This is a genomic window from Cupriavidus pinatubonensis, assembly GCF_019602855.1.
Lineage (GTDB): Bacteria > Pseudomonadota > Gammaproteobacteria > Burkholderiales > Burkholderiaceae > Cupriavidus > Cupriavidus pinatubonensis.
In genome coordinates, this window is record NZ_CP080767.1 from 693,886 (window position 1) to 718,654 (window position 24,769).

Annotated in this window: 22 protein-coding genes and 1 riboswitch; of the genes, 11 read left to right on the top strand and 11 right to left on the bottom strand. The window is 67.0% G+C overall.

Annotation, left to right across the window (positions count from 1 at the left end; all coding sequences use genetic code 11):
• Window positions 1–56 precede the first annotated feature (56 nt).
• The 3 genes from K2O51_RS15745 to K2O51_RS15755 all read right to left on the bottom strand — a co-directional run bounded on the left by K2O51_RS15745 (window position 57) and on the right by K2O51_RS15755 (window position 1,800).
• On the bottom strand, window positions 57–560 hold the full coding sequence (locus K2O51_RS15745) for an EVE domain-containing protein (protein WP_011296838.1): 504 nt from the start codon (window positions 558–560) through the stop codon (window positions 57–59).
• Between the two features lie 575 nt (window positions 561–1,135).
• Window positions 1,136–1,477 (bottom strand): cell division protein ZapA, encoded by a 342-nt coding sequence (locus tag K2O51_RS15750; protein ID WP_011296839.1) that lies wholly within the window; start codon window positions 1,475–1,477, stop codon window positions 1,136–1,138.
• Window positions 1,474–1,800, bottom strand: a complete 327-nt coding sequence (locus K2O51_RS15755) for an MreC domain-containing protein (RefSeq protein WP_041679487.1) — start codon at window positions 1,798–1,800, stop codon at window positions 1,474–1,476. The genes K2O51_RS15750 and K2O51_RS15755 overlap by 4 nt, the downstream gene beginning before the upstream one ends.
• A gap of 219 nt (window positions 1,801–2,019) precedes the next feature.
• Window positions 2,020–2,270: riboswitch (cobalamin riboswitch) on the top strand.
• 73 nt (window positions 2,271–2,343) lie between these two features.
• Here K2O51_RS15755 and K2O51_RS15760 point away from each other — a divergent pair.
• The 7 genes from K2O51_RS15760 to K2O51_RS15790 are packed head-to-tail and all read left to right on the top strand — an operon-like array spanning window position 2,344 to window position 9,203.
• The gene (locus tag K2O51_RS15760; RefSeq protein ID WP_011296841.1) at window positions 2,344–4,260 is read left to right on the top strand and encodes a TonB-dependent receptor plug domain-containing protein; all 1,917 of its coding nucleotides are present in this window, start codon (window positions 2,344–2,346) and stop codon (window positions 4,258–4,260) included.
• An 18-nt stretch (window positions 4,261–4,278) separates the two neighbouring features.
• Window positions 4,279–5,286, top strand: coding sequence for a FecCD family ABC transporter permease (locus K2O51_RS15765; protein ID WP_011296842.1), 1,008 nt, complete (start codon window positions 4,279–4,281; stop codon window positions 5,284–5,286).
• The gene (locus K2O51_RS15770; protein ID WP_220631329.1) at window positions 5,283–6,119 is read left to right on the top strand and encodes an ABC transporter ATP-binding protein; all 837 of its coding nucleotides are present in this window, start codon (window positions 5,283–5,285) and stop codon (window positions 6,117–6,119) included. The genes K2O51_RS15765 and K2O51_RS15770 overlap by 4 nt, the downstream gene beginning before the upstream one ends.
• Window positions 6,116–6,757, top strand: coding sequence for a cob(I)yrinic acid a,c-diamide adenosyltransferase (gene cobO / locus K2O51_RS15775; RefSeq protein ID WP_140949605.1), 642 nt, complete (start codon window positions 6,116–6,118; stop codon window positions 6,755–6,757). Before K2O51_RS15770 ends, cobO begins: the two co-directional genes overlap by 4 nt.
• A 46-nt stretch (window positions 6,758–6,803) precedes the next feature.
• Window positions 6,804–7,844: a nicotinate-nucleotide--dimethylbenzimidazole phosphoribosyltransferase gene (gene cobT / locus K2O51_RS15780; RefSeq protein ID WP_011296845.1), complete on the top strand. Its 1,041-nt coding sequence runs from the start codon at window positions 6,804–6,806 to the stop codon at window positions 7,842–7,844.
• A 7-nt stretch (window positions 7,845–7,851) separates the two neighbouring features.
• A complete protein-coding gene (locus K2O51_RS15785; protein WP_011296846.1) occupies window positions 7,852–8,628 on the top strand; it encodes an adenosylcobinamide-GDP ribazoletransferase in 777 nt (258 codons plus the stop codon).
• Window positions 8,613–9,203: a histidine phosphatase family protein gene (locus K2O51_RS15790; protein WP_011296847.1), complete on the top strand. Its 591-nt coding sequence runs from the start codon at window positions 8,613–8,615 to the stop codon at window positions 9,201–9,203. Before K2O51_RS15785 ends, K2O51_RS15790 begins: the two co-directional genes overlap by 16 nt.
• Here K2O51_RS15790 and K2O51_RS15795 read toward each other — a convergent pair whose 3' ends face one another.
• From K2O51_RS15795 to cobU, 4 genes are read right to left on the bottom strand one after another with little or no spacing between them, the layout of a single operon-like run.
• Window positions 9,204–10,106 (bottom strand): cobalamin-binding protein, encoded by a 903-nt coding sequence (locus tag K2O51_RS15795; protein WP_011296848.1) that lies wholly within the window; start codon window positions 10,104–10,106, stop codon window positions 9,204–9,206.
• A gap of 16 nt (window positions 10,107–10,122) precedes the next feature.
• Complete coding sequence (cobD, locus tag K2O51_RS15800) at window positions 10,123–11,145, bottom strand: threonine-phosphate decarboxylase CobD (protein ID WP_011296849.1); 1,023 nt, start codon at window positions 11,143–11,145, stop codon at window positions 10,123–10,125.
• Window positions 11,142–12,122, bottom strand: coding sequence for an adenosylcobinamide-phosphate synthase CbiB (cbiB, locus tag K2O51_RS15805; protein WP_220631330.1), 981 nt, complete (start codon window positions 12,120–12,122; stop codon window positions 11,142–11,144). Before cbiB ends, cobD begins: the two co-directional genes overlap by 4 nt.
• The gene (gene cobU / locus K2O51_RS15810; protein WP_011296851.1) at window positions 12,116–12,778 is read right to left on the bottom strand and encodes a bifunctional adenosylcobinamide kinase/adenosylcobinamide-phosphate guanylyltransferase; all 663 of its coding nucleotides are present in this window, start codon (window positions 12,776–12,778) and stop codon (window positions 12,116–12,118) included. Before cobU ends, cbiB begins: the two co-directional genes overlap by 7 nt.
• A 121-nt stretch (window positions 12,779–12,899) precedes the next feature.
• On the opposite strand from cobU, the gene K2O51_RS15815 reads away from it, so the two are divergent.
• Window positions 12,900–14,366, top strand: a complete 1,467-nt coding sequence (locus tag K2O51_RS15815; RefSeq protein WP_011296852.1) for a cobyric acid synthase — start codon at window positions 12,900–12,902, stop codon at window positions 14,364–14,366.
• Here the strand turns inward: K2O51_RS15815 and K2O51_RS15820 are convergent.
• On the bottom strand, window positions 14,363–14,920 hold the full coding sequence (locus tag K2O51_RS15820) for a GNAT family N-acetyltransferase (RefSeq protein WP_220631331.1): 558 nt from the start codon (window positions 14,918–14,920) through the stop codon (window positions 14,363–14,365). The two genes, K2O51_RS15815 and K2O51_RS15820, sit on opposite strands and share 4 nt — an antisense overlap.
• 162 nt (window positions 14,921–15,082) lie before the next feature.
• Here K2O51_RS15820 and K2O51_RS15825 point away from each other — a divergent pair, with 162 nt between their 5' ends.
• The gene (locus K2O51_RS15825) at window positions 15,083–16,300 is read left to right on the top strand and encodes a PepSY-associated TM helix domain-containing protein (protein WP_011296854.1); all 1,218 of its coding nucleotides are present in this window, start codon (window positions 15,083–15,085) and stop codon (window positions 16,298–16,300) included.
• Window positions 16,301–16,366: 66 nt separating this feature from the next.
• Here K2O51_RS15825 and panC read toward each other — a convergent pair whose 3' ends face one another.
• The 3 genes from panC to K2O51_RS15840 all read right to left on the bottom strand — a co-directional run bounded on the left by panC (window position 16,367) and on the right by K2O51_RS15840 (window position 18,481).
• Window positions 16,367–17,215 carry a pantoate--beta-alanine ligase gene (gene panC / locus K2O51_RS15830; protein WP_011296855.1) on the bottom strand — a complete coding sequence of 283 codons (849 nt, stop codon included), beginning with the start codon at window positions 17,213–17,215 and terminating at the stop codon, window positions 16,367–16,369.
• A gap of 149 nt (window positions 17,216–17,364) precedes the next feature.
• Window positions 17,365–18,255 (bottom strand): segregation and condensation protein A, encoded by an 891-nt coding sequence (locus K2O51_RS15835; RefSeq protein ID WP_011296856.1) that lies wholly within the window; start codon window positions 18,253–18,255, stop codon window positions 17,365–17,367.
• A 34-nt stretch (window positions 18,256–18,289) separates the two neighbouring features.
• On the bottom strand, window positions 18,290–18,481 hold the full coding sequence (locus tag K2O51_RS15840) for a DUF3460 family protein (protein WP_041679489.1): 192 nt from the start codon (window positions 18,479–18,481) through the stop codon (window positions 18,290–18,292).
• Between the two features lie 231 nt (window positions 18,482–18,712).
• Between K2O51_RS15840 and K2O51_RS15845 the strand changes: the two genes are divergently transcribed.
• Both K2O51_RS15845 and K2O51_RS15850 read left to right on the top strand, forming a co-directional pair.
• Window positions 18,713–20,551 (top strand): autotransporter assembly complex protein TamA, encoded by a 1,839-nt coding sequence (locus K2O51_RS15845; RefSeq protein ID WP_011296858.1) that lies wholly within the window; start codon window positions 18,713–18,715, stop codon window positions 20,549–20,551.
• A complete protein-coding gene (locus K2O51_RS15850) occupies window positions 20,551–24,744 on the top strand; it encodes a translocation/assembly module TamB domain-containing protein (protein WP_220631332.1) in 4,194 nt (1,397 codons plus the stop codon). The genes K2O51_RS15845 and K2O51_RS15850 overlap by 1 nt, the downstream gene beginning before the upstream one ends.
• The last annotated feature ends 25 nt before the right edge of the window (window positions 24,745–24,769 follow it).

Consider the following 24,769-nt stretch of genomic DNA (forward strand, 5'->3'; position numbering starts at 1 on the left):
GCTTGTGGTTGTCGTTATGGATGCGAAGGCCGTCGGGGCGGCCGTGGCCCTGACGGTCAGCCCATCAGCCGCGTGGTGATGAAACGCCATTCAGCCGCCGTGACCGGCGTGATAGACAGCCGGTTGCCGCGCCGCAGGACGACCATGTCGGCCAGTTCTTCGTGCGCGCGCAGTTCGGACAGCGGAATCAGCGCGCTCTTGCGCACGTACTTGACGTCGACGAGCTGCCAGCGCGGTTCGTCCGGCTTCGATGCGGCGTCGTAATAGTGGCTCTTCGGATCGAACTGGGTCGGGTCGGGGTAGGGTTGCGAGCAGACCTCGGCAAGCCCCGCAATGCCCGGTTCGGGACAGGAGGAGTGATAGAACAGCACGCCGTCGCCGATGCGCATGACGTCGCGCATGAAGTTTCGTGCCTGGTAATTGCGCACGCCGGTCCACGGCAATGTCCCGTCTTTCGCTAGGGTATCGATGCTGGCCTCGTCCGGTTCGGACTTCATCAGCCAGTACTGGCGGGCACGTGCGGGCGCTTTTTCTGTGCGGCTGTTCTCGGCGCGGCTCATGGCAGTCGGGGGTGCGGGCGTTGGCGACACGCGCTGCACGCGCGACGCGGCAGCGCACGGCAAGAAAAAAGGCGGTGGTCTGTTAAACCACCGCCTTTTTGAGGGGTCCCCGCCTCGGCCGTTGGGTCGGCATCCTGAACCCAAGTGAGGTTCAGAGTGGCTGCGGAAGTCGTATTTCGGGTACATCACCCACTCAGGGAGTCCAAGCCAGGCCCAGACTATGAGTGCGGCGACGCGCTCGCCCATACAACATGATCCCGCACCATGCGATGCATATCGGTTCAAGGAGTTTATGACCCTTGCGAACCAGGCAGGGAAACTGTCAAACGTCTGACGCTCCTAACATCCCGACGTGACCAAAAACCGGATCCGCGGGCGGGATGTCAGACGTTTGCCGTTTCTAACTAGGATGGGATGAGAACGGCGGCCAGGCGCGATAACCCGGCCATTTTGCTGCACGTCTGTGGTGCCTCGTGCAGTCTGGCTACACTATACACCTCGTCCTCATGCATACCAAGCCCACCCGGCCACGTCGTTACATTTTGCACGACAGCGCACATGCGCGCGGCCCGCGCTCAGTTCGTCTGTGCCGGCGTCCCCGTGCCGACATGCGCGTATTGCCGCAGCGCTTCGTCGGCGCGCTCGTTGAGTTCGCGGATGCGCGCGCGGATGGCATCGACGGGGATCGCCCCGTCCGACTGCTGCTTGCGCTGCAGGGCCAGCAGGTCCGATGCGATGGTGATCGCCGCCATCACTGCAACGCGTTCCACACCCTTGGCCGAGGCGTTGTTGCGCAGCTTGTTCATCTGCGTGTCCACCAGCGCGACAGCTTCCAGCAGCGCGGCCTCGTTCTCGGGCGCGATCGCGAAGCGGTAGGGCTGGCCCGCGATGTTCACTTCGACTTGCTTGTTGCTCATGCGTGTTCTCCGGAGGCCTTGTGCGCGGCGTCGCCCGGGGCCGCAGATCCGGCGCCTTCGTCCAGCAGGTCGAGCTGGCGCGAATCGCTAGCGGTGGGCAGCTTGTCGAGGATGGACTGGATGCGCAGTTGCGCTTCCTCGATCTTGATGTTGAGCAGTTCGCGGTCGGCGGCCATGGCTTCGCGTTCGCTGCGCAACTGCGTGGCTTCGCCTTGCAGGCGCGCGATTTCGTCGCGCAGCCGCTGGTTCTCCGCCGCCAGGGTGTCCGCGTGATGGAGCACGCGCCCGATCTTGGCGGCCAGCTGTTCGAGTTCGTTAAGCATAGGGCCTGTCATGGTGAATGGTGTCAGGTATCGCGATTCTAGCCGAAGCGTCGTCGCGCACAATGAGAGGCAAGGCGGGTGTGACTGCCATGGCGCCCGGAAGTTGCACGCTTCTGCGCCGAAAACGGCGTTTGCGCCCGGTTTGCGGCCCGTTTGTGCGTCGTCAAGCGCGGTCCGGCCCGCATGGACTCGCGCATTGACTCGATTAGGGAAACTGCCTACACTCGCGCACGTTCCAGGTGCTCGCCATCCGCCCAAGGCAGATTGGCAGTTCAACGGGAAACAGGGAGCCGCGGCCGACGAACAGCTCGGCCAGGCCAACCTGTGCTGCCCCCGCAACGGTAAGCGGCCGCGATGCCTGCCCACACGGCGTCGCAGGGCTGGCCAATCGCCACTGAACCTCACGCGTTCGGGAAGGCGGCCAGTCCCGAGCCGCCAGCCCGGATACCGGCCTGAACGCGGGCTGCCGCCCCTGCGCGGCACGCCTCATCGCCACATGGCCCGCGGGGGAACGGGCCCGGCCGTCCTATCCATTCCTGCATCATGCGTTCATCGCTTTACAGGTCGTACCGTCCGGCACTGCCGACGGTGCGTCCGTCCGTAGCTGCCGTCCTGGCTGCCGTGTCTTCCCTTGTCCTGAATCCCGCCTTGGCCCAGACCGAGACTGGCAGTGGGTCTCAACCGGTTGCCGGTACCGCCGCTGCGACACAACTGCCGCCGGTGGTGGTCACCTCGACCCGCACGGCACAGCCGTTGACCGAGGCGCTGCCGCATACCACGGTGGTGACGCAGGAGGATATCGTCAACTCGCAAGCGCCGGACCTGCGCACGCTGCTGCGCAACCAGGCCGGTGTGGAGCTGACCGCCAACGGCGGCATGGGCTCGAACACGTCGATATTCATGCGCGGCGCCAACTCCAACCAGACGCTGATTCTGATCGACGGCGCGCGCGTCTCGTCGGTCAGCAGCGGCACCGCTCAGCTAGCCAACATCCTGCCTGACCAGATCGACCACATCGAAGTGGTGCGGGGCAACGTGTCGGCGCTGTACGGCTCGGATGCGATCGGCGGCGTGGTGCAGATTTTCACCAAGAGCGGCGCGGGCCAGGCCCCGGCGGCGAACGCGCAGGTCGAGTACGGCAGCAACAATACGCGCCAAGGGACGGTTGGCTATGGCGGCCAGATCGGCGACACCTCGTTCAACGTTACGGGTTCTGCGTTCAAGACCGACGGATTTTCGTCGATCAACACGAAGCAGGCGCCGCGCGCTAACCCGAACGACAATCCGTACGAGAACCAGAGCGTATCGGCGCAAGTCAAGCACCGCTTCACGCCGGACTGGGATGCGGGCATGGCCGGCTACTACTCGAAGAGCAAGCTGTCGTATGACAGCAGCTTCGGCCGCCCGACCGACGACAACCGCAGCAACAGCGAGCTGTACACGGTGTCGGCATTCGTCAACGGCAAGGTGCTGCCGGACTGGGCCACGCATTTCAAGCTTGCACAGAGCGAGGACCGCAGCGAAAACTTCCTCAACGGTGCCAACAACGGCACCTTCAACACGCGTAACCGCCAGTTCAACTGGCAGAACGAATACGCGCTGGCGCCGACCCACACGCTGCTGTTCGGTACCGACTACCTGCAGCAAGAGCTCGATTCGAACTCGTACGGCGCGCCGTCGCGCAATGTGTTCTCGGTGTTCGGTGGCTATGACGGGCGCTTTGGCAAGCACCAGATCCAGCTCAACGGGCGCAACGACCACTATTCGGACTTCGGCAACCAGGGCAGCTTCTTTGCGGGCTATGGCTACAACGTGACCGACGCGCTCAAGCTGATCGCCAATGTCAGCAATGCTTTCCGTGCGCCAACGTTCAACGAGCTGTATTTCCCGGGCTTCGGCAATCCGAACCTGAACCCCGAGCGCGCCAAGTCGGCGGAAGTCGGCGTGCAGTACAACACGCCGCAAACCGGCCTGCTGCGCGTGACGACGTTCGAGACCCGCTACGACGACCTGATCGTCAACGTCACGCAGCCCAACGGCCTGCTGGCGCCGACCAACGTCAACAAGGCGAAGGTGCAGGGCATCGAGGCGTCCTGGCGTGCGTCGCTTTGGGGTACCGATGTGGGCGCGAGCGTGACGTTCCAGAACCCGGTTGACGAACAGACCGACACGCAGCTGCTGCGCCGCGCGCGCCGCCATGCCGCGTTCGACGTGGGCCGCAATTTCGGCAACTGGCGTTTCGGCGGCGAATGGCTGCTGTCCTCGTCGCGCCTGGATACGGGCTCGCGCACGCTGGGCGGATACGGTATCGTCAACCTCAACGCGCGCTACAACATCGACAAGCAATGGTTCGTCGCTGCCCGGGTCGAGAACCTGTTCGACAAGAACTACCAGCTGGTCTACCCCTACAACACGCAGGGCCGGGCCGGCTATATCACGCTGGGCTGGCGCCAGAAATGACGGGCGGTGTGGCGCGCCATGTCTGACTTCCGGCGCGCCCTCGCGGTGTGGCTGGCGCTCGCTGCGGTCGCGGTGGCGGTGTTCCTGCTGTCGCTGGCGTTTGGCAGCGTGCGCATGGACGCCGCGCAACTCTGGCAGGCGCTGACGGGCGCAGACACCGGCACCGCGGGCGCCATCGTGCGCGACCTGCGCCTGCCACGTGCCGCCGCGGCATTTGCCTGCGGCGGCCTGCTGGCCTTGTCCGGTGCATTGATGCAGGTGCTGCTGCGCAATCCGCTGGCCGAGCCCTATGTGCTGGGCGTGTCCGGCGGCGCCGCCACCGGTGCGCTCGGCGCCATGCTGCTGATGCTGCCGCTATGGGCCGTGCAGGCCGGCGCGGCGAGTGGTGCGTTGCTGTCGATGGTGCTGGTCGCCACGCTCGCGCGGCGTGACCTGCTGCTTCCGCAGGTGCAGGGCGGCCACCACGAGGCCGGTGCGCGCCTGCTGCTGACCGGCGTGATCCTGGCCTCGGGCTGGGGCGCGCTGATTACGCTGATTCTTGCCGTTGCGCCGGAAGCGCGTCTGCGCGGCATGCTGTTCTGGCTTACGGGCGATCTGGGCGGCACGGCTGAATATGGCGTCGCGCTGGCCATGCTGGCGCTCGCTGTCTTGCTCGCCATGCCGATGGCGCGCTCGCTCAATGTGATGCTCCTCGGTGAAACCGTGGCGCAGTCGTTGGGTGTTCGCGTCGGCCGCGTGCGACTGGCCACGTTCGTGCTCGCCTCACTGTCGATTGCCGTGGCCATCACCACGGCGGGTTCGATCGGCTTTGTCGGCCTGGTGGTGCCGCATCTGGTGCGCCTCGCATGGGGCAATGATCAGCGCCTGCTGCTGCCAGCCTCCGCGCTGCTCGGCGGGGCGTTGTTGATGGCCGCCGATCTCATCGCACGTACCGTGATCGCGCCCGCACAGCTGCCAGTGGGCGTCATTACTGCGTTGCTTGGCGTGCCGACCTTCCTCTACCTGCTGTTGCGGAGGCCGCGATGACGCACTGGTCCGAACCCGCAGCCGCATGCTCCACGCTGTCCCTGCACGACGTGAGCCTGCGCACCGGCACGCGCGTGCTGGTCGATGGCCTGTCGCTCGAGATCGCACCGGGACAGCTCTGGTGCGTGGCCGGACCCAATGGCGTCGGCAAATCCACGCTGATGGGCGTGCTTTCGGGCCTGCGCCGCGCCGATGGTGGCAGCGCCAGCCTGGACGGCACGCCACTGGAGCGACTGTCGCCGGCCGCACTGGCACGCCAGCGTGCCTACCTGCCACAGGCCCTGCATGACACGTTCTCGATGTCCGTGCTCGACGCGGTGCGCGTGGGCCGCCATCCGCACCTGTCCGGCTGGGGCTGGACCGGGCGCGATGACGATGCCGTGGTACGCGCCGCCATTGATGCCATGGACCTTGAAACGCTGTCCGCACGCGACGTACTGACGCTGTCCGGCGGTGAACGCCAGCGCGCGGCGCTGGCCGCCGTGCTTGCGCAGCAGGCGCCGCTGCTGCTGCTCGACGAACCCGTCTCGCACCTGGACTTGCGGCACCAGATCATGGTGCTCGAAGTGCTCGCGTCGCTGGCGCGTGCGGGCCGCCATGCGATCGTCGTGATCCTGCACGACCTGAACCTGGCGCGCCGCTACGCCACCCATGCGCTGCTGATGGCCGAAGACGGCACGGCGCTGCATGGCCCGGCACAGCAGGTGCTGACCCCCGAACAATGCTCGCGCGCGCTGCGCACGCCGATCGTCAGCGTGACTGACGGCGTCCACACCGCGCTGATTCCCGATGGATTTCCCCGCCCGCGGGCGGGCACGAACGAACAATCATGAACGACAACACGACAGCACAGGGCGGCGGCACGGACGATGGCGGCCGCGACGAGCGCCACAAGGCCCGCATGGTCCGCAAGAAGGAAGTGGTCGACGCGAAAATCGCCGCCGCGCAGGACGAGCGCGGCGTGATCGTCATCACGACCGGCAATGGCAAGGGAAAGTCGAGCTCAGGCTTCGGCATGGTGGTGCGTGCGCTCGGCCACGGCATGCGGACCGGCGTGGTGCAGTTCATCAAGGGCGCGCAGCCCACCGGCGAGGAGATGTTCCTTCGCCGCTTCCCCGATGTCTGCGACTTCCATGTGATGGGCGAAGGCTACACGTGGGAGACGCAGGACCGCGCGCGTGATGTGGCCAAGGCAGAAGCGGCCTGGGAAGTGGCGCGCGGCATGCTGCGCGACCCGTCGATCGGGCTCGTGCTGTTCGACGAACTCAACATCGCGCTCAAGCTGCACTATCTTGATGTGGAGCGCGTGGTCGAGGACCTGCGCGCGCGGCCACCGATGCAGCACGTGGTCATCACCGGCCGTGGCGCGCCGCCGGCGCTGGTGGAAGCAGCGGACACCGTCACCGACATGGTGCCGGTCAAGCACGCGTTCCAGCAGGGCATCAAGGCGCAGCGCGGCGTGGAGATGTAGCGGTACACTGCGCCCGATTCATTTTTATCCGTATTCATTGCGCACCATGCTGTTTCCAGAAATCGCCCCCCTCGACGACGCGCTGCGTCCGGCCCTGCGGGCCGCCATCGACGACAAGACCAAGCCGCTCGGCGCACTCGGCCGGCTCGAAGACCTCGCCATGCAGGTCGGCCTGATCTGCGGCACAACGCAACCGGCACTGAAACGACCCACCGTCATCGTCTTTGCCGGCGACCATGGTGTTGCTGATGCGGGCGTCAGCGCGTATCCGGCCGAGGTCACCGCGCAGATGGTGCTCAATTTCCTGAAGGGCGGAGCGGCCATCAACGTGTTCTCGCGCCTGCACGGCATTGCGCTGGAAGTCGTCGATGCCGGCGTGCGTGTGCCGCTGCCCGCGTCGCCGGGACTGGTCAATTGCCGGATCGCGGACGGCACGCAGAACTTCGCCGAGACGCAGGCCATGCGTGCGGAGCAGGCCAGCGCCGCGATGATGGCCGGCATGGCGCGCGTGCTGCGCGCCGCGCAGCAGGGCTGCAACGTGATCGGTTTTGGCGAGATGGGCATCGGCAACACCTCGTCCGCAGCGTGCCTCATGAGCCGGCTCACGGGCGTGCCGCTGGCGGACTGCATCGGCCGCGGCACCGGGCTCGACGACGCCGGCCTTGCGCGCAAGCGCGAGGTGCTGGAGCGCGCGCTTGCGCTGCACGCGGATGCCGTCGCGCCGCTCGATGCATTGGCCGCATTCGGCGGTTTCGAGATCGCGATGATGGCGGGCGCCTTCCTGGCCGCGGCCGCGAGCCGCATGGTGATCCTGGTCGACGGCTTCATTGCCTCGGCCGCACTGCTGGTGGCGCACGGCATCGACGCCCGCGTGCTGCAGTACTGCGTGTTTTCGCACTGCTCGCATGAACGCGGCCACCGCGCACTGCTCGACCACTTCAAGGCCGAGCCGCTGCTGGCGCTGGACCTGCGTCTCGGCGAAGGGACCGGCGCGGCGCTTGCGTGGCCGCTCGTGTCGTCGGCCGCCGCTTTCCTGAACGAGATGGCCACGTTCAGCGGTGCAGGCGTCAGCGGCGCCTCGGCCTGACCGCCGCATGGCCGACGAACTGCGCTTCTTCCTGACCGCGCTCGGCTACTTCACGCGCGTGCCGCTGCCGTCGCCGCTGGCGCAGTGGGTTGGCTATGAGCCGCGCTACCTCAATGCGGCGGCGCGCTACTTTCCACTGGTCGGTCTGATGGTCGGCGGCGTGGCCGTGCTGGTCACGTGGGGCGCGCTGCAGTGGTGGCCGCCGGGCGTCGCGGTGCTGCTCGGCATGGCCGCTACGTTGCTGCTGACTGGCGCCTTCCACGAGGACGGGCTTGCCGATTGCGTCGATGCTTTCGGCGGCGCGTGGCGGCGCGAGGACGTGCTGCGCATCATGCACGACTCGCGCATTGGCGCGTTCGGCGCCATCGCGCTGGTCATCGCGCTGTTGCTCAAGTGGCAACTGCTTGTCGCCATCGGCGCACGCAGCGGATTGCAGGAGCTGTTGCTCGTGCTGCTCGCCGCGCATGGCGCCAGCCGGGCCATGGCCGTGAGCTATCTGGCAACGCTGGACTACGTGCGCGACGAGGGTAAGGCCAAGCCCGTGGCGCAGCGGCTTGGCGGGGCGGGGCTAGGCTTTGCACTGTTGTGCGGTGCTGCGCCGCTGGCGCTGGTGTCGCCACTATTCGCTGGTGTGGCGGTAGTTGCGCTGGCAATTCTGCGCTTCTTTCTGGGTCGCTATTTCGTGCGCCGCATCGGAGGCTATACGGGCGACTGCCTCGGCATGGCGCAGCAACTGGCCGAATTGCTTATCTACCTGGTGGCCGCCGCATGGACGTGGTCCTGATTCGTCACGCGCGCCCGCAGGTCGGCGGCGGCATTTGCTACGGCAGTCTGGATTTATGTCTGATGACGCCGGTCGAGCCATCTCCGGGGGCCATCGTCGCCGCGCTGCCCACACCGCAGCGCGTGCTGACAAGCCCGCTGCGGCGCGCGGCCGAAACGACCCGGCTGCTGATGCAATCGTTGCCTGCTCACACGCTGGAACCCGAAGTCGAACCACGTCTGGCCGAAATCGACTTCGGCGCCTGGGAAGGGCGTGCGTGGGACGATATTCCGCGCGGCGAACTCGACGCACTGGCGCAGGATCTGCTCGATGCCTGTCCGCATGGCGGCGAAACCGCGGCACTCGCCATGGCGCGCGTGTCGGGCTGGGCAGCGTCGTTGGCGGAGGCAGCCCCGACCGATACCTGCCTGTGGGTAGTCGGCCATGCCGGGCCGATGCGCTTGCTCGCCGCGCACTGGCTCGGGCTGTCGCTGGCGACGACGCTCGGGTGGGAACTGGGTTTCGGAGCGAGTTGCCTGTTCCGCCTAGGCAGCGGCACGCCCCAGCTCGCGTGGTGGAACCGCAGCGCAGGCTGATCAGCGCGCGGGCCGGCGGCTTCGCGCCGTGTCAAGGTCCTTGCAGATCTGCTCGGCGCCCTGTACCACGCGCGGTCCGGCACGAGTAACGAGATCGCCGTCGATCGTGAACAGGTTGCCTCGTGCGACCGCCGTGACCTGCTTCCATTTTTCCCACATCGCGAAGTCCGCGAGCGGCCGGTCCGACACCGTGGCACCTGTGCCTGCGGTCAGCATGACTTCGGGGTTGCCGGCCACCACGGCCTCTACCGACACGGTCGGTACGAGAGGCGATTCATTCGCGAACAGATTGCGGCCGCCGCATAGTGCAAGCAGGTCGCTCACGAGGTGCTGGCCATTCAGCGTCATCAGCGGCTGTTGCCAGACCTGGTAGAACACGGTGACCGGCGGCTTGGCCGCGTAGGTCTTGCGCAGCGCTGCCACGCGCTGGCGGAAATCGTCCGCGGCGCGATGGGCCGTGGCTTCCGTGCCGAGCAGCGTGCCAAGCTTTTCGAGATTGTCCGGGATCGACTCGAGCCGGCGCGGCTCGCTGTAGAACAGCGGCAGGCCCAGCGCACGCAGGCGGTCGGTCTGCTTCTGCGCATTGCCATGGCGCCACACCACGATCAGGTCCGGCTTGAGCGCCGCAATCCGTTCGAGGTCCAGCGCCTTGTTGTCGCCGACGCGCGGAATATCGCGCGCTTGCGGCGGATAGTCGCTGTAGTGCACGGTGCCGACGATGCGGTCGCCGCCGCCCGCGGCGTAGAGCAGCTCGGTCACGTGTGGGGCGAGCGAAACCACGCGGCGCGCGGGCTGGGCGAGGGTGACGGTCTGGCCGGCGTCATCGACAGCCGAAACAGTGGCCATGGCCTGAGTGGTGGCGACAAGCAGCACAGCTGCAGCGATCTGGCGGACGAGGAGCATGCGGGTCAGAGTGCGTTCAGGCGCGCGTGACGGCGGACAGCGCGGTTTCCAGTTGTTGCCATGCGTGCGGCGAATCGGGTGGCAGTCCGAGCCGAAGGCCCGGCGCGCAGTCGCCAGCGGCATCGAAGCGGCGCGTCCAGACGCCATGGCGGGCCAGCGCGTCGTGCAGATTCGCGGCGTGTTGAAGCGGCACCCAGCAGAACAGGGGTTGCATCACCGGTGCGAGGCCGTGGCTTGCCAGCAGCGCGCGCAGTCGTTCGGCCCACGCGGCCAGACGATCTCGGTTGGCAGCCTGCCAGCCATGGTCGGCCAGCGCCGCGCGAGCGATCACGCGCGCCGGGCCCGATACGGTCCAGTGGCCCAGCCGTTCGCGCAACGCTTCGAGCAACGCAGCTTCCCCAAGCACGAAGCCACAGCGTACGCCGGCGAGCCCGTAGAACTTGCCGAGCGAGCGCAGTACCACGAGCCCCGGGGCGCCGCTGTGCGCCGCGACCGAATGCTGCGGCGTGCAGTCGATAAAGGCCTCATCGACAAGCAGCGTGCCGCCACGCGCGGCCAGCGTCGCATGCCAGGCCAGTAACGTTTGCGGCGCAAGCAAACGGCCTGACGGGTTATTCGGATTGACCACGACGAGGTGGTCGAGGCCGTCTGCCAGCGATGGCTGGGCGAAGTCCGATTCGCCGAGCAGCACGACGTCATGGCCGGCGGCGGCGAACGCTGGCGCGTACTCGCTGTAGCCGAGCGCGGCCACGCCGACGCGTCCGCGCGCGAGGAGTTGCGGCAGCGTGCGGATCGCGGCCTGCGAGCCCGCGACAGGCAGGGCTTGAGGCGCACCGAACGCTTGGGAGGCAATTTCCGCCAGGCCGTCGTTGTCCTCCGGCAGGCGCTGCCAGGCCTCGGCCGGAATCGGCGGCACGGGGTAGCCCGTCGGATTGATGCCGGTAGACAGGTCCAGCCATTCACCAACAGGCTGGCCATAGCGGCGTACGGCGGCCTGCAGGTCGCCGCCGTGGCGAATGGGGGCCAGCGCGAATTTCATAGGCTCAACAGGGCAGGGAGCCAGTGCAGCGCCGCGGCGCTGGCAATGGCTATTGCCAGCCAGAGCCACAGCGTGCGCTGCACCAGTTGCAGGCAGGCCAGCACATGTTCGGCGTCAGGCCGGGCACCAGTGCCCAGCGGCGGACGTGCCTCGATTTCGCCGTGGTAGCGAGCCGGTCCGCCAAGCGCAACGCCGACGGCGCCTGCGCCGGCAGCCATCACCGGGCCGGCGTTCGGGCTGGACCATGCGGGCGCCTGCGTACGCCAGCAGCGCAGGGCCTGCACGGTCGCACCGAGCAGTGCATAGGACAGCGCAGTAAGCCGTGCCGGTGCGAGGTTCAGCACATCGTCGAGCTGGGCCGCGGCCCAGCCGAAATATCGCAGGCGCGGCGTACGATAGCCCCACATCGCGTCGAGCGTGTTGGCGAGACGGAAGGCAACCACGGCGGGTGCGCCGCCCACCAGGAACCAGAACAGCGCGCCGAAGATCGCGTCATTGCCGTTTTCGAGTGCCGATTCACATGCGGCGCGTGCCAGGGCTTCGCTGTCGGCATCGGCTGTATCGCGCGAGACGATACGGGCGGTCAGTGTGCGCGCAGCGTCAAGGTCGCCGCTTGCCAGCGCCGCCGCAATTGGGGCGATGTGTTGCTCGAGACTGCGCGCGCCAAGCGCGGCATAGAGCGCGACGGCGTGCACCGACCATCCGAGCCATGGATGCCATCGGCTTGCGGCATCGGCCAGCAACGCGATCAGCGCGGCCGGTATCAGCACGATCAACAGCCATGCAGCAATGCCGGTGATGCGCTGGCGCCATACGGGCGTGGCTTGCGGAGAACGATTGAGGCGGCGCTCGAGCGCGCTGGCAAGCTTGCCGAAGCCAACGAGCGGATGCCAGCGCTTCGGTTCGCCGAGCCACTGGTCCAGCCATACGCCAGCCAGCGCCGCGGCCGCGCACGCCGGCCAGGACAACATCAGCATGCGGGGTCAGGGCCCTTGACCGCGACGGGAATGCCCGCGACTAGCAGACGTACGCAATCGGCAGCGGCAGCGAGTTTCTGGTTGAGGCGCCCCAGTTCATCGACGTAGAAGCGCGTGATCGCGCCCATCGGCACCACGCCGAAGCCGATCTCGTTCGAGACCAGGATCACGTGGCCGGGCAGCGTGGGCAGGGCGTTGAGCAGCGATTCGATTTCTTCGGCGAAGATATCGGGCGGCGTGATCACACCGTGCTCGGGATAGGTGCGGTCTTTCGGGAACAGCAGATTGTTCATCCACAGCGTGACGCAATCCACCAGGATGCAGCCGTCGTGGCGCGCGTGCGCGTAGAGCGCGTCGGCCAGGCGGACCGGCTCTTCGACGAGATGCCAGTCGGCCGGGCGGCGCGCACGATGCAGCGCGATGCGCACTTCGAGCTCTTCGTCGGTCTGGTCTGGATCCTGGCGTGCGGTGGCAATGTAGGTGACCGGCCCGCCCTTGATGGCCGCGTGGTCGGTCGCCAGTTGCTCGGCGTAATGGCTCTTGCCCGAGCGCGCGCCGCCCAGCACCAGCGTGAGCTGGTGGGCGCCGTGGCCGTTCGCGGCCCGGCGAGGCTCCGCGGCCGTGGCAGGCGCGGTGTCGGTGGCCGGTGTTTCCATCCGGGTATTGTAGCGGTCGCATCCGATAGCCGCACGGCGGGTGCGATAATTGGCCGCTATGCAATGTGATTCTTCTGAAACCTCGCGAACGGACGGTGCCAGTGCCTTGCGCGGCACGCTGATGGTGCAGGGCACGACTTCCGACGCCGGCAAGAGTACGGTCGTGGCAGGCCTGTGCCGCGTACTGGCCCGGGCCGGCATGCGCGTGGCGCCATTCAAGCCGCAGAACATGGCGCTGAACAGCGCGGTGACCGCCGATGGTGGCGAGATCGGTCGCGCGCAGGCGCTGCAGGCACAGGCGGCGCGGGTCGAACCGCACACCGACATGAACCCCGTGCTGCTCAAGCCGAGCAGCGACACCGGCGCGCAGATCATCATCCACGGCAAAGCCCGGCTGGATCTCGACGCGCGCGCCTATCACGCGTACAAGCCGGAGGCCATGAAGGCCGTGCTCGCCTCGCATGAACGGCTGACGCAGGCCTACGACGTGGTGGTCGTGGAAGGCGCGGGCAGTCCGGCCGAGATCAACCTGCGCGATCGCGATATCGCCAACATGGGGTTTGCCGAGCGCGTCGATTGCCCGGTCGTGCTGGTGGCCGACATCGATCGCGGCGGCGTGTTCGCCCATCTGGTGGGCACGCTGGACTGCCTGTCGGACAGTGAGCGCGCACGCGTGACCGGCTTCATCATCAACCGTTTCCGCGGCGATATCAGCCTGCTGCAGCCGGGGCTCGACTGGCTGGAGGCACGCACCGGCAAGCCGGTGTTCGGCGTGCTGCCGTACCTGCATGGCCTGCATCTGGATGCGGAAGATGCCATCGTCGGCGCGCAGTCGGCCAAGCGGGGTACGCCTGACGCGCTGCTGCGCGTGATCGTGCCGGTGTTGCCGCGCATCTCGAACCACACCGATTTCGATGCGCTGCGCGCGCACCCGCAGGTCGACCTGCGCTTTATCGGGCCCGGCATGCCCGTGCCGCCCGCGGACCTCGTGATCCTGCCCGGCAGCAAGAGCGTGCGTGCCGACCTGGATTTCCTGCGCGCCAATGGCTGGGAGCCGGCGCTGCGGCGGCATCTGCGTTATGGCGGCAAGGTGATCGGCATCTGCGGCGGCATGCAGATGCTGGGCCGGCAGATCCATGATCCGGCCGGCCATGAAGGTCCTGCTGGCAGCAGCGCAGGGTTCGGCTGGCTCGACTATGAAACGACACTGGCGCCGCACAAGCAGCTGCGCCGAGTCAGCGGGCGGCTTGCGGATGCTGATCGAGAAGCCGCTGTCAGCGGCTATGAAATCCACATGGGTGTGAGTACCGGCTCAGGCCTGGAGCGACCGGCACTGTGGCTGGACGATGAAAACGGCACGCGTCGCGCGGATGGTGCCTGCTCAGAGGATGGCCAGGTGCTGGCGACCTATGTACATGGCGTGTTTGACGAGCCCACGGCATGCGAGGGGCTGCTGCGCTGGGCCGGACTCGACGGGGCACAGGGGATCGACCTTGCGGCACTGCGCGAGGCCTCGATCGAACGGCTGGCCGATACACTCGCCAGCCATCTGGACCTTGGGGCCATGTTTGCGCCGCTGCGCCGCTAGCGCGCGGTGGGTGTCAGGCGCGCGAGCAGTGCGGGCACGTCAGGCCACGTCACGCGCCGTATTGCCACGATGATGTCCGTGCCCGGAAACGGATCCTGGAAGCTCTCGGATTCCTGCCCACCAAGGCGCCGGTAGAAATCGCGCGCCTGCGTGTTGCCTTCCAGCACGTACAGGAACAGTGGTTGGCCCGGCCAGCCTGTTGCCACGCGCTCCGCGCAGTGTGCCAGCAGGCGCTTGCCCAGTCCGTGCCCGTGGAAAGCCGGCAGCACATGCAGGTTGTCCAGGTAGATGCCATAGACCGGCTCTGCGTCGGGCATCAGGCACGCAAAGCCGGCAGGGTCACCATCTACCTGTGCCAGCGTCACTTCGAGTGGCGCTTCCGCACCGTCATGCAGGCGCGCGTGCCAGGCCGCGCGGCGCTCCGCGGGCGCCGTCTGCGAAAGATAGGCGTTGGGCAACAGGCCCGGGTAAGTTTGCCGCCAGCTTTCAGTGTGCATGGCGGCAATGAGATCAGCGTCTGCGGCCGTGGCGGACGTCAGGGTGACAAGGGGCATGGCTGGCGGATATCAGGGGTCAGGGCGTCATTCTGCCGCATTGCTTCAAGTACAGGCGGGCCGCTCGTACCCTGATAGAATTGCGAATCTTTCCCATTTGCATTGTCGGGGCTGGCACCACGCGCCTTTCCTGCCGACTCCCACAATCCCTTCTGTCGCCCAATGGTCACCGGCCGCCTACGCGTTGTCATCGTCAAGCTGCACCTGTATATCGGGCTGATCTTCGGCCTGTTGTTCGTCCTGATGGGGCTGACCGGCACTACCATCGCATGGCGCGACGAGCTCGATGCATGGCTGAATCCCGATCTGCTGGTGGCATCGGCGCCCGTGCGGATGCCGGTGTCCTCCGATACGGTGCAGGCCGTCACCGAGCGCCTGTCCGGCCCCGGCTATGGCCGGCCGAACATGCTGATGCTGCCGGTGGAGGAACACGGCGTCTTCGTCGCCTGGTATCCGGTCAAGGGACCCGATGGCGTGGTGCCGGGCCGCTCGCGCCAGGTCATGGTCGATCCGGTCACGTTCGAAGTGAAGGGCGAGCGGGTGTGGGGCGAGTTTGGCCTGTCGCGCCAGTTGCTGCTGCCGACGCTGTTCCATCTGCACCGCTACCTGCTCAGCGGCGAAACCGGCAAGACCATCACAGGTGTGACCGGCATGATGCTGCTGATCATGGTGCTGCTCGGCATTGTGGCATGGTGGCCGAAGCTGCGGCCGCGCTCCGTGTTCCAGGCGTTCCGCATCACGCATGGCGGCTCGTGGTCGCGCTTCACCTATACGTTGCACCGTGCGGGCGGCATCTTTGCCGCGCCGGTGCTGGCGACCATCGCTTTCTCGGGCTGGTACCTGAACCTGCCGAAGTGGGTGACGCCCATCGTTTCCAGCGTCATGACGGTGACGCCGCCGGCCAAGCATGCATCGGCACCCGCCGAGCCCGGTGCGCGGCCGCTCGGCGCCGCGCAGATCATGGCGACCGCCCAAGCCGAATATCCCGACGCCACCGTGACCCGCATCAGTTTTCCTCGTAAGGCGGGCGATGCCTATGAAGTGCGCCTGCGCCAGCCCGACGAGGTGCGCAAGGACAGCGGCGCTACGCGGCTATGGCTAGATGCCTATACCGGCAAGCGCCTTGGCGCGCGCGACCCGGCCGATGCGCCGGCCGGCGACACCTTCCTGAACTGGCTGTTCCCGCTGCATACGGGCGAGGCCTTCGGCGTGCCCGGCCGCCTCTTCATCACCGTCTTTGGCCTGGCGCCGCTGATGTTCGGGATCACCGGCGTGCTGATCTGGTGGAAGCGCCGGCGCGGGCACCAGCGCCACGTGACCAAGGTCCGCCAGCGGGCCGGCATCCGCAGCACGCGCAGCGCTGAAAAGGCCGAGGCCTGAAATGCAAAGAGCAAGCCGCAAGGCTTGCTCTTCTTGTCTGGGCGAAGTGGCCGCTGGCCGCGGGGCTCAGATTTCGAGGTTGTCGATGAGGCGGGTGGCGCCGAGCTTGGCAGCCGTCAGCACCACCAGCGGCTCGCCGGCGGCGAATTCCTCGGGCGTCGGCGCCTGCAGGTTGCTGCGCTTGCGGATCGACACGTAGTCGGGCTTCCAGCCGCGCTGCGCCAGGGTGGCGCAAGCGTCCGCTTCGACGGTGGCCAGCCGGGTGGCCGCGCGGTCGCTGCCCAGCACGGTGTCGCGCACGTCGTGCAGCGTGCGGTAAAGCATGGGCGCCTCGGCGCGCTCGGCTTCGGTGAGGTAGCGATTGCGCGACGACAGCGCCAGGCCGTCCTCGGCACGCACGGTCTCCGCGGGCACGATCTCGATCGGCAGCGCGAACTGGTGGACCATGCGGCGCACGATCATGAGCTGCTGGTAGTCCTTCTTGCCGAACACCGCCACGCGCGGCTGCGCGGCCGTGAACAGCTTCATCACCACGGTGCAGACGCCCTTGAAGAAGCCCGGGCGGAACTCGCCTTCCAGGATATCGCCGAGATCGTGGGGGGGATCCACGCGGTATTCCTGCGGCTCCGGGTACATGTCGCGCTCGGTCGGCGCGAACAGCACGTACACGCCTTCGCTCTGCAGCTTTTCGATGTCGTCCTGCAGCGTGCGCGGGTACTTGTCGAAGTCCTCGTTCGGGCCGAACTGCAGGCGGTTGACGAAGATGGATGCCACCACCGGATCGCCGTGCTGGCGCGCCAGGCGCATCAGCGACAGGTGACCTTCGTGCAGGTTGCCCATGGTCGGGACAAACGCGACCCGGTTTTGCCCGCGCAACTGGTCACGCAGCTCTTGGATGGAGGAAATGACTTTCATGAACTTGGTGTGCTGTCGTGGTATGGGTGATCCTGGCGCCTTCTGGCGGGCGCATCGACAAGTCTCGGCGGACCCTGTCCGGGCTCTTCGCGGTTGTCGGCGGATTGTAGAACATGTGGCACCGCGGTGGGCGCGGCGCGACGGGGAGGTCAGGTAGGGGTGTACGCCAATCGAACATAAATTGGCGCGAACGGCTCGGCCTGCGTGATCTCCACGAGCGACTCGCGCGACAGCTCCAGCATGGCGATGAAGTTCACCACCACGATGGGCACGCCCTTGCCGGAACGGATCGCGTCATCGAACAGCTCGGTGAATTCCATGAAGCGCGCGTGCTGCAGCCGGCGCAGGATCTGGCTCATGTGCTCGCGCACCGAGAGTTCTTCACGCGAGATCTTGTGGTGCTGGTTGAGCTTGGCGCGCTTGAGCACGTCGGCCCAGGCCGACTGGAGGTCGACCGCTTCCACGTCCGGGAAGCGCGGCGCCAGGCTCTGTTCGATATAGACCTGCGAGCGCAGAAAATCGCGGCCGAGCTGCGGCACGGTATCCAGGCGCTGCGCGGCCAGCTTCATCTGTTCGTATTCAAGCAGGCGGCGCACCAGCTCGGCGCGCGGATCTTCGGCATCCTCGTCGCTGTCGGCCTTCTTGACCGGCAGCAGCATGCGCGACTTGATCTCGATGAGCATCGCCGCCATCAGCAGGTATTCCGCCGCCAATTCCAGATTGGTCTTGCGGATCTGCTCGATGTACGACAGGTACTGCCGCGTGACCTGCGACATCGGAATGTCGAGGACGTTGAAGTTCTGCTTGCGGATCAGGTACAGCAGCAGGTCCAGCGGGCCTTCGAACGCTTCGAGGAAGATCTCGAGCGCATCGGGCGGGATGTACAGGTCCTGCGGCAGCTTGAACAGCGGCTCGCCATACAGGCGTGCGAACGCCATGCCGTCGACCACGTCGGTGGGGCCGTCCTCGCCGGCCGATGCGGCCTGCGGCGCAGCGGGCAGTTCCACGGCAAGCAGCTTGTCCTGATCGCTCTGGTTCATGAGTGGCGTGCGCTATACGGCACGTCAGGCGCGATCAGTTGTCCAGCGAATACACGTAGGGCTTTTGCGCCACACGGGAAGCCTGGGCGCGGGACCGTTCTTCGAGATCGATCGGTTCCTTGTCCCACAGCAGGGCGCGGCCTTCGCGCTGCTCGGTCTCGAGTGCGGGACGTTCCTGCTTCAGGGACTTCAGGAACTGGGTGATTTCCGATTCGTACATGGCCATGGTGGGATTCTGGTAATGCGCCGCTTGGCGGCTGAAAGGTACGGTGCCGCAGGATTTTACAGTATCCGCGCCGTGCAACGCTCCCTTCGGGGCAGCCGGATGCGACGCAGCCCGCACCTGGGCGCATGTTGTCGCAGGTCATGGTTCCGGGCATAGGCGGGGGTGTGGTCAAATACCCACTTTGCGTGCTGCCGGCACGCGCCATCCCGCCCGGCGGAGCAATTGCAGCGAATGAGGACCGAAAGGACCGAATCGGCCCGCGTGGCGGCCGCCCCTGACAGGACTGTCCGCCCGGAGGCGCGGTCATGGACACCCGCGCGCCTGCGCAGGGTGTTCCTGTCCGCGCTTGCCGTCGCGTGGCTGCTGCCGGCACAGGCCGCCTACAAGGTGGAGGTCGAGGCGCCCAAGCCGCTGCGCGAGATCCTGGAAAACCACCTCGACCTGTCCCGTTACAAGGACCGCACCGACCTGTCGCCCAACCAGTTCGCCTACATGGTGGAAACCGTGGGTGACCAGGTGCGCCAGTTTGCCTCGACTGAAGGGTATTTCGATCCTGTCACCACCGCGCGCGTGGAAGGCGAGGGCGACAAGCGCGTTGTCCATGTCACAGTCGATCCCGGCGCGCGCACGATCATCCGCAACGTCGACATCAAGGTGGACGGGCCCGCGGCCACGCGCTCGCCCGAGCAGGTGGCCGAGGTGCAGAAGAAATGGGGCCTGCCGGTGGGCGACCCGTTCCGGCAGGAGGACTGGGACAAGGCCAAGGAAGATGCGCTGGTGACGCTGCAGAGCCGCAGCTACTTTGGCGCGCGGCTGGCGCAGTCGCAGGCGCGGATCGAGCCCGATGAACTGCGCGCGGACCTGTCGGCGCGCTATGACAGCGGCCCGGCCTACCTGCTGGGGCCGTTGCGCGTGAGCGGCACGCGCCGCTATCCCGAGCAGATCATCTACAACGTCAATCCGCTCAACGAAGGCGAGCCCTACCGCGTGGAGCGGCTGCTGGAACTGCAGCGTGCGATCCAGAACCAGCCCTATTTCTCGAACGTGCAGGTCGACCTGGTCACGCCCGAAGGCACGGCGGCCAATCCGCCCGACGGCGTAGTGACAGCGCCCGTGTCGGTCAAGGTGCGCGAGTATCCCGAGCACCGGCTCAACAGCGGTGTGGGCTTTACCACCGATACCGGCGCGCAGGTGGAAGGGCGCTATTCGTACTACAACCTGTTCAACCGCGCGTGGGTGTTCGATTCCCAGGCCCGCATCGAGCAGAAGCGCTCCTACCTGTTCGCGGAAACGGCCATGCCGCCGGACCGCAGTACCTTCCGCAACAGCATTTACAGCAGCTACGAGCGCACCATCGACCTCGAGAACACTGACACTACCAGCTGGCGCGCGGGCCTGAAGCGCTCACGCTCGCGCGAGAAGTACGACATTACGATGTCGCTGGACTTCTACTACGACAACCTGCTGCCGGAGGGCCAGCAGGCGCAGATCAGCAAGGCGCTGGTGCCGGCCTTTGCCTGGACGCGGCGTGATGTCGACAACCCCGTGTTCCCGCGCCGCGGCAATGTCATCAGTACCCAGCTTGGCGTGGCGGCCAAGGGCCTGCTCAGCGATGCCACGTTCTTCCGCATGTACGGGCGTATCCGCCAGTACGTGCCGGTTGGCAATCGCGACTTGTTCGTCGCGCGGCTGGAACTGGGCGCCAACATGACCACCGCCGATTCCAGCAAGATCCCGGCGACGCTGCGCTTCCGGGCCGGCGGCACCGACTCCATCCGAGGCTACAGCTACCAGTCGATCGGCACGCCGAGCGGCTCGAGCGTGCTGCCAGCGAAGTACCTCGCCACCGGCGGACTGGAATACCAGTACTGGTTCAAGCCCGAATGGGGTGTCGCGGTGTTCTGGGACGCCGGCACGGCAGCCGATGCGCTCAATGACGTAAAGATCTACAACGGCGTGGGTATCGGCGCGCGCTGGCGCAGCCCGGTCGGGCCGGTGCAGCTCGACGTGGGCTACGGTGTCCAGAAACAGCAGTTCCGTCCCCATATCTCGCTCGGGGTGGCGTTCTGATGAGCCTCGTCGACATGCCTTCCGTGCCGGGCCGGGGCGGCGACGTGCCGCCGCCTGAGTCGCCGTCCCCCACGCCCCCGCCGCGGCGCCGCCGGCGAATCTGGCGAGTGCTCGGCTGGATCGCCGCCTTGCTGGTGGCCCTGCTGGTCACGCTGGTTGCTGCCGGCGTGTTCGCCCTGCGCTCGGAAACCGGCACGCGGCAGCTATGGACGCTGGCCACCAGGCTGTCGGCGGGCATGCTCTCGGGCAAGTTCGAGGGCGGCACGGTGTTCCAGGGACTGCGATTACGCGACGTGGTGTTCGCGAGCGGCGAAACGCGCGTGACCGTCGATCGCGTCGACAGCAGCTGGGACCTGGCGTGGTCGCCGCGGCACTGGCATGTGGTGTGGCTGCGCATCGGCAAGGTGGATGTGCAACTCGGGCCATCGGAGCCCAGTACGACGCCGGCAAAGATGCCGGCCTCGCTCGAATTGCCGCTGGCGATCGACATCGACACGCTGACGCTGGACCGCTTGGCCCTACGCACGAGCCCGGCTCCCACGACGGAACCGATGATCTTTTCCGGGCTCGCGGGGGCCTTTCATTCCGACGGACAGCGGCACCGGCTGACGATCGACAGGCTCGAGACACCGTATGGAAAGCTTGCCGCCAACGCGCAGATCGCCGCGCAGGCGCCGTTCGCGCTGAACGCCGAGGCGCTGCTTGAGGCGAGCTGGCAGAAGGAGGCCTTCACCATCAGTGCGAGCGCGAAGGGTTCTCTGGATACATTGCGCGCCGAGCTCGAGGCCACTGGCGAGCGGATCCGCGCGCGGGCGAATGCCGATGTGACGCCGTTCGGCAAGGTGCCGTTCACGCACCTGCTCGTCGACGGGGAGCGCATCAATCCACGTTTGTTCAGTCCGTCGGCGCCACAGGCGAACCTGACGGTCCATGCCGAATTGCGGCCGGTCGACGAAGCCGGTGCGCCGGCGAAGCCAGCCGCTGCGTCGGCGCCACCATCGGCACCCGCATCGGCACCCGCATCGGCACCCGCATCGGCACCCGCATCGACGCCGGCTTCCGCCGTGTCCGCGCCTGCATCCGCCGCCGCGCCGCTCACCGTGGCCGGCGACATCGTAGTGCGCAACCTCGAACCGGGACTGATCGATGCCGGCAAGTTGCCGCTGCAGTCCGTGCAGGCGCAAGTGCAGCTCAACGAGAAGTCCCAGACCCTGCGCGACCTGCGTATTGCGCTGTCCGGCAAGGCCGAGATTACCGGCAGCGGCACGCTGCAGGATGGCCGCGGTGCGTTCGACCTGGACGTGCACCGGCTCAACCCGGCCGCGCTGTACGGTTCCCTGACAGAGGCCAGCCTGTCCGGTCCGCTGGCCGTGCGCCTGGAACCCGGCCGGCAGAGTGTGGCGCTGGACCTGACCGGTGGCGAGCTCAAGCTGTTTGCCGATGCCAGCATGGACGAAGAAACGCTGACCCTGTCGGCATTGCGCGCGACGCTCGGGGCAGGAACCCTCACCGCCGACGGCAAGCTTGGCCTCAAGGACGAACAGGCGTTCGAATTCAAGGGCAAGCTGGCCGCGTTCGATCCGGCGCGGCTCGCCAAGGTTGCCAGCGGCCGCATCAATGCCGACTTCAGCACGACAGGCACGCTGGCGAAGGAAATTCGCGCCGCCGTGGATTTCACGGTGCGTGAGAGCGAGTACGCGGGCCTGCCGATGACCGGCTCCGGCAAGATCCGCGTGGCCGGCGAGCGCTTGCTGCCGAGCGAGGCCTCGCTCAGCATGGCCGGCAACCAGGTCGATCTGCGCGGCAGTTTCGGCGCGCGCGGCGATCGCCTGCATGTGGCCGTGGATGCGCCCCAGCTCGATCGGCTGAAATTCGGCGTGGCAGGCAAGCTGAAGCTTGACGCCGACGTGAGCGGGACGATCAAGCGGCCCGAGGTCGTGGGCGACTACAGCGCACAGGCCCTGACCGTCGGCCCGCACAGCGTGGCCACGGCCAGCGGCCATGCCGAGATACGCGGCGGCCTCGACGGCACGCTGTCGGTGCAGCTCGCGGCGCGCGGCTACAAAGGGCCGCAGGCCAGCCTCAGCACGCTCGACGCCACGCTGAACGGCACGCAGGCCAGCCATACTTTCGATGCCAAGGCTGACGGCACGCTGCATCAGCGGCCGCTGCACGTGGCACTGTCCGGGCAGGGCGGCTGGAAGGGGCCGAAGGACGGCTGGCAGGGCACCATCCGCACGTTTGAGGAACGCAGCTCGGTCAACCTGCGGCTGGCCGCGCCGGCACAGCTGACTGTGGCCGAGCAGCGCTTGGAGCTCGGTGCCACGCGCTTGCTGTTCGATCGCGCCGTGCTGCAGATCGACAGCCTGAACTGGGATCATGGCCGCATCCGCACGCAAGGCCACCTGGACGGCTTGCAGGTCGGCCACGTGCTCGAACTCGTCGAAACGCTGACGGGTGAGAAGCCGCCACTGCGTTCCGACCTGGTCATCGATGGCCGCTGGAACCTGACGCTCGCGGAAACCGCTGCCGGGTTTGCCGAGATCCGACGCCGCAGCGGCGATGCCTCGGTCAACGCGGGGCGTGGCTTCACATCGCTCGGGCTCGGCGAGACCTCGCTGCGCGCCGATATTGCCGGTAATCGCATCACGCTGCGTGGCGGTACGTTGGCCGATCGCATCGGCAAGGTGGCGGTCGATGTATCGGCCGGCCTGGTGCCGGATCAAGGCCTGCTCAGCGTTGGGCCGGCCTCCACACTGGGTGGGTCGGTGCAAGTGGATGTGCCGCGGCTCAAATCGCTGGAAGCGCTGAGCGGCCCGCAGTACGCGTTCGAAGGCAAGCTGGCGGCCGCGCTGAAGCTGTCCGGCACCGTGGGCGCGCCGGTGCTGACTGGCACCGTCGACGGCGACGGCATCGCGCTGACGATGTACGACCTCGGCATCCGCCTCACGGATGGCATCGTGCGTATTGTGCTCGACCAGAACACCGTGGAGCTGAAGCAGGTGGAATTCCGCGGCGGCGACGGCAAGGTCACCGCGACCGGTAACGTCAAGCTGGGCGAGGCCGATCCGAACCTGACGGCCAGGATCGTCGCCGACAAGCTGCAGTTGTTCGCGAGCCCCGAACGCACGCTGATCCTGTCGGGTGATGCGACCATTGGCAACGAAAACCGCCAGATGGTGATCCGCGGCAAGTTCCGCGTCGACCGCGGCCTGTTCGACCTGCCAAAGGCCGGCGCGCCGGTGCTTGGCGACGACGTCGTGGTGGTGCGCCGCAAGGACCAGCGCGAACTGAAGACGGCGGCCACGCCCGCACCGGAAGCAAAACCTGCGAGCAAGTTCAGTCCTTTGATCGAGATTACCGTGGACCTCGGCAACGACTTCCGCTTCCGCGGCGCCGGTGCTGATCTGGAACTGGCCGGGCAGATGAACGTGCGCAGCGAGCCGCTCGCGCCGATGCGGGCCACGGGCACCGTGCGCGTCACCGAGGGCACCTACGAAGCCTTTGGCCGCAAGCTGAACATCGAACGCGGTACCATCAATTTCAACGGTCCGATCGACAATCCGAACATGTACATCCGCGCGATGCGGCGCGGACAGGAAGTGGAGGCTGGCGTGGAAGTGACCGGCACGGTGCGGCTTCCGCGCGTGCGGCTGGTGTCCGAGCCCAATGTGCCGGAGGAAGACAAGCTGTCTTGGCTGATGTTCGGCTACGGAGCGGAAAGCGCTGCGGCGGGCCAGCAGAAGCAGCTCGGCGGCGCGGCACTCGGCGGCGCCGCGCTCGGCATGATCGGCGGCAAGGCGGGGAAGGGCGTCGTGCAGCATTTCGGGCTCGACGAGTTTTCCATCGGTCCTTCCACCGCCGGCCTGAACGACCAGCAGGTTGTGAGCGTGGGCAAGGCGGTGACCGACAAGCTGTCGGTGGGCTACGAGCAGAGCCTGACGTCGGCGTCCAACGTGGTCAAGCTGACCTGGGCGTTTTCGCGACGCTGGTCGCTGATCGCCAAGGGCGGCTCCATCAATGGCCTGTCGGTCTTGTTCAACCGCCGCTTCGATAACTGGGGCGTCCTGTTTTCGGGTGCCTCGAACCGCAGCAGTACCAGAAGGAGCCAGGACGATGGCAATCCCGAATCCGATATCGAAAGCGCGGTGCAGGCCGCATCCGCCGCGGTCGCTGAGCCGGTCAAGCGCTGACCGCTTTGATTGTTCCCCATTCCAT

Bases quoted from the DNA above. Each gene is read 5' to 3' on its own strand.
- K2O51_RS15745 (WP_011296838.1), bottom strand. From the start codon at position 560: ATGAGCCGCGCCGAGAACAGCCGCACAGAAAAAGCGCCCGCACGTGCC.
- K2O51_RS15750 (WP_011296839.1), bottom strand. From the start codon at position 1,477: ATGAGCAACAAGCAAGTCGAAGTGAACATCGCGGGCCAGCCCTACCGC.
- K2O51_RS15755 (WP_041679487.1), bottom strand. From the start codon at position 1,800: ATGCTTAACGAACTCGAACAGCTGGCCGCCAAGATCGGGCGCGTGCTC.
- K2O51_RS15760 (WP_011296841.1), top strand. From the start codon at position 2,344: ATGCGTTCATCGCTTTACAGGTCGTACCGTCCGGCACTGCCGACGGTG.
- K2O51_RS15765 (WP_011296842.1), top strand. From the start codon at position 4,279: ATGTCTGACTTCCGGCGCGCCCTCGCGGTGTGGCTGGCGCTCGCTGCG.
- K2O51_RS15770 (WP_220631329.1), top strand. From the start codon at position 5,283: ATGACGCACTGGTCCGAACCCGCAGCCGCATGCTCCACGCTGTCCCTG.
- cobO (WP_140949605.1), top strand. From the start codon at position 6,116: ATGAACGACAACACGACAGCACAGGGCGGCGGCACGGACGATGGCGGC.
- cobT (WP_011296845.1), top strand. From the start codon at position 6,804: ATGCTGTTTCCAGAAATCGCCCCCCTCGACGACGCGCTGCGTCCGGCC.
- K2O51_RS15785 (WP_011296846.1), top strand. From the start codon at position 7,852: ATGGCCGACGAACTGCGCTTCTTCCTGACCGCGCTCGGCTACTTCACG.
- K2O51_RS15790 (WP_011296847.1), top strand. From the start codon at position 8,613: ATGGACGTGGTCCTGATTCGTCACGCGCGCCCGCAGGTCGGCGGCGGC.
- K2O51_RS15795 (WP_011296848.1), bottom strand. From the start codon at position 10,106: ATGCTCCTCGTCCGCCAGATCGCTGCAGCTGTGCTGCTTGTCGCCACC.
- cobD (WP_011296849.1), bottom strand. From the start codon at position 11,145: ATGAAATTCGCGCTGGCCCCCATTCGCCACGGCGGCGACCTGCAGGCC.
- cbiB (WP_220631330.1), bottom strand. From the start codon at position 12,122: ATGCTGATGTTGTCCTGGCCGGCGTGCGCGGCCGCGGCGCTGGCTGGC.
- cobU (WP_011296851.1), bottom strand. From the start codon at position 12,778: ATGGAAACACCGGCCACCGACACCGCGCCTGCCACGGCCGCGGAGCCT.
- K2O51_RS15815 (WP_011296852.1), top strand. From the start codon at position 12,900: ATGGTGCAGGGCACGACTTCCGACGCCGGCAAGAGTACGGTCGTGGCA.
- K2O51_RS15820 (WP_220631331.1), bottom strand. From the start codon at position 14,920: ATGCCCCTTGTCACCCTGACGTCCGCCACGGCCGCAGACGCTGATCTC.
- K2O51_RS15825 (WP_011296854.1), top strand. From the start codon at position 15,083: ATGGTCACCGGCCGCCTACGCGTTGTCATCGTCAAGCTGCACCTGTAT.
- panC (WP_011296855.1), bottom strand. From the start codon at position 17,215: ATGAAAGTCATTTCCTCCATCCAAGAGCTGCGTGACCAGTTGCGCGGG.
- K2O51_RS15835 (WP_011296856.1), bottom strand. From the start codon at position 18,255: ATGAACCAGAGCGATCAGGACAAGCTGCTTGCCGTGGAACTGCCCGCT.
- K2O51_RS15840 (WP_041679489.1), bottom strand. From the start codon at position 18,481: ATGGCCATGTACGAATCGGAAATCACCCAGTTCCTGAAGTCCCTGAAG.
- K2O51_RS15845 (WP_011296858.1), top strand. From the start codon at position 18,713: ATGAGGACCGAAAGGACCGAATCGGCCCGCGTGGCGGCCGCCCCTGAC.
- K2O51_RS15850 (WP_220631332.1), top strand. From the start codon at position 20,551: ATGAGCCTCGTCGACATGCCTTCCGTGCCGGGCCGGGGCGGCGACGTG.